Below are 5,667 nucleotides of genomic sequence, written 5' to 3'. Positions count from 1 at the left end.
CGCTCGGCGCGGGCGGCGGCATCCTGGTCGTCATCGCGCGCTTCGCTCCGGCGGGCCGCTCGGTGGTGTCCCTCGGCGCGGGCGCGGCCCACGGCAAGGTGAAGGAGTTCCTGCCCTGGTCGGCGCTGGCGGCCGTCGCGTGGACGGGGTACAGCGTGGGCCTCGGCTACTTCGGCGGCCAGTGGCTGGGCGCGAGCTGGGTGGGCGCGGCGCTGTCCGTCCTGGCGCTGTTCGCGGCGGGCTCCCTGGCGGCGTACCTCATGCGGGGTCCGGCGCGGGAGGCGGCGGAAGCGGGACCGGGGAAGGCGGGCCTGGCGGAAGCGGGGCCGGCGGAGGCGCGCCTCGCGGAGTCCGTACCGGTGCCGGCCCAGGCCCAGGCGCGGCCCACGCCGTCCGAGCCGCTACTGGCTTCCTAGGACGGGGGCGCGGGCGGCAGACCCCGGATCTCGCTCAGGCGTCCACGCTCTCCTTGCTCTCGTTGCTCTCCTTGACGGCATCCACGGCGTCCACGGCGGCCCCGGTGGCCCCGGTGGCCGCCCGCTTGGCGCCGCCCCGCACCTCGATGCCCTGGAGCAGCCTCGCCGTGGCCTCGGCGATCTCGTCGACGGCCTGCGCGAAGACCTCGCGGTTGTGGGCGGCGGGCTCACGGAAGCCGGACACCTTGCGTACGTACTGGAGGGCGGCGGCCCTGATGTCGTCCTCGGTGGCCTCTTCGGGGAGGACGGGCGGACGGAGGGTCTTGATGCTGCGGCACATGCTTCCAGTGTGCCGCGTCCGGCGGCCGGGCAGTAGCTGGTGAGTCACAAAACTGAACTGATAAGTTCGCCCGCATGACTCTCCTCGACCCGGCCGATCCGGTGAACGGGCCCGATCCGGTTGATCTCGCCGCCCTGACCGGACTCGAACTCCTCCGCTGGGCCCAGAAGCAGCCCGGGGACGTGCCGTCCATCGGACGGCTGCTGGGAATGACGTTCGACGAGGTCGAGGAGGGACGGGTGGTCATGTCCCTCACCACGCGCGCGGACTTCTCCAACCCGCTGGGCTCGGTGCACGGCGGTATCGCCGCGGCCCTGCTCGACTCGGTCGTGGGCTGCGCGGTGCACTCGACGCTGCCCGCCGGTGTCGGGTTCACGACGCTGGAGCTGAAGGTGAACTACATCCGTACGGTCGCCCTGGACGCGGGCCGGCTGACCGCCGAGGGCACCACGATCCACGTGGGCCGGCGCACCGCGACCGCGGAGGGCCGGGTCATGGACAAGCGCGGCAAGCTGGTCGCGCACGCGACGACGACCTGCCTGATCCTGCGCCCGTAGGACGCTCAGGGGCGGGGGCCGGTCAGGCCCGCACCGAGGGGATCATCCGGCGCGGGTCGATGGCCTCGCCGCAGTCGGGACAGGACAGTTCGGGCGCGATGGTGTGCCCGCAGGTCTCGTGGCGCAGCCGTACGGGCGGCCCGTCGTCGCCCGCCATCCACCGATCGCCCCAGGTGAGCAGCGAGACGATCACGGGGTAGAGGCCGACGCCCTTCTCGGTGAGCCGGTACTCGTACCGCTCCGGCCGTTCCTGGTACCGCACCCGCCGCAGCACCCCGTGCTCCACGAGCGTGCCGAGCCGCTCCGTGAGCACCGGCCGCGAGGCCCCCGTACGGCTCCGGAAGTCCTCGAAGCGCCGTACCCCCGCGAACGCGTCCCGCAGCACGAGCAGCGTCCAGCGGTCCCCCACCACGGACAACGCCCGGGCGATCGAACAGTCCACCTCGCCGATCTCGCTCCACCGCATCCCCCGAGTGTAGAAGGACGGCACACGCGGTCGGCCGCCCGCGCACGGCCGGGATGTCACACTCCGGGGCGCGGGCGGCTCTCAGGGAGCGAACGGCGCGAAGAGGAGGCCACGATGCCCGACACGACCAGCAAGGAACCGGCGAAAAACCCCACCCCCACCACCACCCCGATCACTCCCTCCACTCCCCCCGCACCCCCCACACCCACGCAGGTGTTCACCGACCACCGCGAACTGCTCTTCTCCCTCGTCTACAACATGCTCGGCAGCGTGGCCGACACCGAGGACGTCCTCCAGGAGACCTGGCTCGCGTGGGCGGCCAGGAACGCGGCGCCGGGCGCCGCCCCGGTGAACCACCCGAGGGCCTATCTCGTACGGATCGCGGTGAACGGGGCCGTGGCCCGCCGCGCGGCCATCACCCGGCGCCGTGAGACGTACGTGGGCTCCTGGCTGCCGGAACCCCTCGTCGCCACCCCCGCGACGGACACCGGGGACGCGGCGGAGGCGGTCGAGCGCGCCGAATCCGTCTCGCTGGCGATGATGGTGGTGCTGGAGACGCTCACGCCGCTGGAGCGTGCGGTGTTCGTGCTGCACGAGGTGTTCGGCTACGCGCACACCGAGACTGCCGACATCCTGGGCCGTACCCCCGCCGCCGTACGCCAACTCGCCCACCGGGCAAGGGAACACGTCCACGCCCGGCGCCCCCGCTACCGCGCCGACCCGAAACTGCGGCAGCAGGTCACCGAACGTTTCGTGGCCGCGGCCTTCGGCGGCGACCTGGAGGCCCTGCTGCGCCTCCTCGCCCCGGACGTCACGCTCTGGAGCGACGGCGGAGGCAAGTCCAAGGCCGCGGGCCCCCGCCCGATCCACGGCAGCGACAACGTGGCCCGCCTGCTGGTCGCCCGCGCCACCCACGCGCCCGAGGACCTCAGCATCCGCTACCGGCGGGTCAACGGGGACCCGTCGGCGGTGCTGTTCAGCGGGGAGTCCCCGTTCGCGGTGCTGGTGGTGGACCTGACCCCGGAGGGCGACCGGGTGAGCGACATCTACAACATCACAAACCCAGACAAACTAACGACCCTGACCAACTGAACCCGACCGACCGACCGAACTAGAACGGAATGACCCCATTCCCAGAAATCCGCAGCCGCCCGCTCCCGATGGCGGTGGTCGTGGCGACGACAACCCCCTCCTGCCCGTCGGGCAGCCGGATCGTCACGTCCCCGCTCTCCATGGCCGCGAGGAAACCCTCCGCCACCTCCCCGGTCTGCGCACTGCCGCCCCACTGCCTGACGTCACCGCTCCGACTGCCGCTCAACGTGGCGACGACCTCGATCGCGGAGTCCCCGGCGATGAGGGTCGCGGGCCCCTGATAGTTACTCATTCCCCCAGTGTGCGCCCCGCCGCGCCCGCGACCCGCCACCTGCGCCCGGAACTGCTGCTGTGCACCGACGTCGAGGTCAGCAGCAAATGTCAGATCATGGGTTCGGCATCTGCTCGTCGGCCGCCCTGCGCGGCCGTGCGATGGCGTCCGCCGCACGGCTGTCAAGTGCGCGCTTCTGCTCTATCGATGCCCGCAGCTCCCCAGGAGTCGGCCAGGGTGCACGCCGGTGGATCATGCGGTGACAGTTGGCGCAGATGAGGGCAAGATCGCTGAGCTTGGTCCGCCCCTCCCCCGCTACGTGGAGGGGAAGGACGTGATGGCACTCGATATACCCCTCGCCGCGTTCCCCGTAGACCCTCTCGAAGTCAAAACCGCACGCCTCACAAGCAAGCCGCCCACCGCGCTGAAGAACAGAAGCGATCTTCTTCTTGCGCAGGCCCTTGTTCCGCTCACGCGCCCTGTGCCGACGCATGAGCAGTCGCCCTTCAGGCGCGCTGTGGTCGTCGTCAAACTCCTCTTCCTCAGTCGGCGCGAGGGACCGAAGGTCGCCCGCCTCGATGCCCCCGCGGATGAGCCGCGCAACCTCGGTCATCTCGTCCGGCCGGGCAAGGAACTGCTCCAGTACGGCAACGTCCAGCGCGCTGCCGTTGGTGGGCTTCCCTTGGTACTCCGGGTGCCGGGTGGCAATGTCGAACGTCTTGCGGGCGACACCATTGAGGTTGCGGAACTTCTCGTTGCGCTCCGCTTCAGCGTGGATGGGAAGCAACTGGAGCAGGTCAGACAGCTCCGCCACCCGACTGTCCTGGGCGTCCAGCCCCTTCCAGTCGTTCGCCATCACCAGCTGGCAGGCGAGAATGATCTCGTCGCGGGCCCAATCCGGGTTGTTGATGGCCTTGACCTGGAAGCCGGCCCGCTTGAGCCATGCCACCGCGTGGTCCTTGCCCCCGCTGAACTCGTGCGGCGCAAGGGCCCGTCCCTGGTCCCACTGGTGCGCCACCCCGGCAATCGCCTTGGAGTCGTACTTCCGCTCCTCATGCACCAGGACGTATGACCGCGCCTCTCCGAAGCCGTACTTGGCCAGGAAGGCAACACGCCCCAGTTCATCGTGCTCAGCCAGGGCCTTGAGCACGGACTCCCGTGTGATCGCTCCTCTGTGCATGACGGAAGAGTACGGGCCCCAGCCGTGATCGACTGAGGCCTTTTTGCTGGTGGGCGCGGACGGGTTCGAACCGCCGACATCTGCTTTGTAAGAGCAGCGCTCTACCCCTGAGCTACGCACCCGTGGATGAGGCAACAGCGTACATGGACAAGGGGGCCGGGCCGCAAACCAGTAGGGGTGGGGCGCGAAGGGGGTGGGGGGTGCGGGGGTTAGCCCCACCCTCAAGACGGTGGGCGGCCGGATCGGCCTGGGTGGGGTGGCGTTCGTACGGTGGGAGGGCTGGTGGGGCCTGCGTACGACCAACGCGAATTAATGGGGGACGATCACTGTGGACGCATTTGATGACCGCGCCGACCGCCGTAGCCGGAGCCGTAGCCGTATTCGTAGCCGGAAGGGTGTTCGGGCACTGGTCGCCCTCGGGGGTGGGGCGCTGCTCGTGCTCGGCGTCACCGGGTGCGGCGGTGGGTCGGACGCGTCCGACGCGCCCGTCGAGCACCGGTCGTTCGCCTTCTCCGGCAAGAAGCTGACCATCGACGCGGGCAACTCGTCGGTCACGCTCGTCCCCGCCGACGTGAAGACCGTGGACGTGACCCGGCAGGTCGACGGCTGGGTGTTCATGGGGACCGGGCCCGACGCCGAGTGGCGGTTGTCGGGCGGCACGCTCACGCTCCGCGTGAAGTGCGACGCCGTCGCCAGCGACTGCGAGGGGCAGCACCGGGTGAAGGTGCCGCGCGGCGTCGCCGTGAGCGTCGAGTCGGACAACGGGAAGGTCCTCGCGACCGGGTTCGACACCGCGCTGAGCCTGGTGACGCGGAACGGGTCCGTGACCGTCAGGGATTCCAGCGGAACGCTCGACCTGGGCAGCGACAACGGCAGGATCGTCGCCGAGGACGTCAGCGCCAGGACCGTCACCGCCAAGGCGGACAACGGGTCCGTCCACCTCGCCCTCACCGCCGTGCCCGACTCCGTGGACACCTCCAGCGACAACGGCAAGATCGTGATCGATCTGCCCAGGTCGAAGGCGTCGTACGCGGTGACGGCCGACAGCGACAACGGCAAGGCCGACGTCGACGTACCGACCGACAGGAACAGCACGCACGTGGTGAAGGCGCGCAGCGACAACGGACAAGTCACGGTCCGAAGCGCGAACTAACGGGCCCGTGTGTTCGTCCTTACCTGGTGGGAGAATGGACCAGGGCAGGGCGAACTCGGCACGGGAGAGGGATGTGACGGCGACACACGCGCAGCCGCACGTAAGAGCGAAGGCGAGTGCCGTCCGTGATGTCCTCACGGTGCTGCTGCTGCCTGTCCCCGTGGCGATCGCGCTCCTGCCGGGGGCGTTCGC

7 protein-coding genes, 1 tRNA gene and 1 pseudogene are annotated in these 5,667 nt (G+C 70.2%); 4 read left to right on the top strand and 5 right to left on the bottom strand.

Annotation, left to right across the window (positions count from 1 at the left end; translation table 11 throughout):
- Positions 1 to 416 (top strand): annotated as a pseudogene (locus GT042_RS11260) (hypothetical protein); the annotation flags it as partial.
- A gap of 34 nt (positions 417 to 450) precedes the next feature.
- Here GT042_RS11260 and GT042_RS11255 read toward each other — a convergent pair.
- The gene (locus tag GT042_RS11255) at positions 451 to 756 is read right to left on the bottom strand and encodes a DUF2277 domain-containing protein (RefSeq protein WP_237530691.1); all 306 of its coding nucleotides are present in this window, start codon (positions 754 to 756) and stop codon (positions 451 to 453) included.
- A 74-nt stretch (positions 757 to 830) separates the two neighbouring features.
- On the opposite strand from GT042_RS11255, the gene GT042_RS11250 reads away from it, so the two are divergent.
- Positions 831 to 1,313, top strand: coding sequence for a PaaI family thioesterase (locus tag GT042_RS11250; protein WP_161308573.1), 483 nt, complete (start codon positions 831 to 833; stop codon positions 1,311 to 1,313).
- A 22-nt stretch (positions 1,314 to 1,335) separates the two neighbouring features.
- On the opposite strand, the gene GT042_RS11245 is transcribed toward GT042_RS11250, so the two are convergent.
- Complete coding sequence (locus GT042_RS11245; protein WP_161308572.1) at positions 1,336 to 1,779, bottom strand: helix-turn-helix domain-containing protein; 444 nt, start codon at positions 1,777 to 1,779, stop codon at positions 1,336 to 1,338.
- A 114-nt stretch (positions 1,780 to 1,893) separates the two neighbouring features.
- Between GT042_RS11245 and sigJ the strand changes: the two genes are divergently transcribed.
- Complete coding sequence (gene sigJ, locus GT042_RS11240) at positions 1,894 to 2,871, top strand: RNA polymerase sigma factor SigJ (RefSeq protein WP_161308571.1); 978 nt, start codon at positions 1,894 to 1,896, stop codon at positions 2,869 to 2,871.
- A 19-nt stretch (positions 2,872 to 2,890) separates the two neighbouring features.
- Here sigJ and GT042_RS11235 read toward each other — a convergent pair whose 3' ends face one another.
- From GT042_RS11235 to GT042_RS11225, 3 genes are all read right to left on the bottom strand, one after another.
- The gene (locus tag GT042_RS11235) at positions 2,891 to 3,163 is read right to left on the bottom strand and encodes a DUF4873 domain-containing protein (protein WP_161308570.1); all 273 of its coding nucleotides are present in this window, start codon (positions 3,161 to 3,163) and stop codon (positions 2,891 to 2,893) included.
- A gap of 94 nt (positions 3,164 to 3,257) precedes the next feature.
- Positions 3,258 to 4,322, bottom strand: coding sequence for an HNH endonuclease (locus GT042_RS11230; protein ID WP_161308569.1), 1,065 nt, complete (start codon positions 4,320 to 4,322; stop codon positions 3,258 to 3,260).
- Between the two features lie 47 nt (positions 4,323 to 4,369).
- Positions 4,370 to 4,444: transfer RNA gene (locus GT042_RS11225), tRNA-Val, on the bottom strand.
- Positions 4,445 to 4,758: 314 nt separating this feature from the next.
- On the opposite strand from GT042_RS11225, the gene GT042_RS11220 reads away from it, so the two are divergent.
- On the top strand, positions 4,759 to 5,475 hold the full coding sequence (locus GT042_RS11220; RefSeq protein WP_345943741.1) for a DUF4097 family beta strand repeat-containing protein: 717 nt from the start codon (positions 4,759 to 4,761) through the stop codon (positions 5,473 to 5,475).
- Positions 5,476 to 5,667: the final 192 nt, after the last annotated feature.

This window comes from Streptomyces sp. SID3212 (assembly GCF_009865405.1).
Lineage (GTDB): Bacteria > Actinomycetota > Actinomycetes > Streptomycetales > Streptomycetaceae > Streptomyces.
Note: the sequence above shows the minus strand (reverse complement) of the source record. Positions and strands in the feature narration are given on the sequence as shown.

What these genes read in the sequence shown, in the direction of transcription:
- GT042_RS11235 (WP_161308570.1), bottom strand. Translation starts at nt 3,163, where the DNA reads ATGAGTAACTATCAGGGGCCCGCGACCCTCATCGCCGGGGACTCCGCG.
- GT042_RS11250 (WP_161308573.1), top strand. Translation starts at nt 831, where the DNA reads ATGACTCTCCTCGACCCGGCCGATCCGGTGAACGGGCCCGATCCGGTT.
- sigJ (WP_161308571.1), top strand. Translation starts at nt 1,894, where the DNA reads ATGCCCGACACGACCAGCAAGGAACCGGCGAAAAACCCCACCCCCACC.
- GT042_RS11245 (WP_161308572.1), bottom strand. Translation starts at nt 1,779, where the DNA reads ATGCGGTGGAGCGAGATCGGCGAGGTGGACTGTTCGATCGCCCGGGCG.
- GT042_RS11255 (WP_237530691.1), bottom strand. Translation starts at nt 756, where the DNA reads ATGTGCCGCAGCATCAAGACCCTCCGTCCGCCCGTCCTCCCCGAAGAG.
- GT042_RS11230 (WP_161308569.1), bottom strand. Translation starts at nt 4,322, where the DNA reads ATGCACAGAGGAGCGATCACACGGGAGTCCGTGCTCAAGGCCCTGGCT.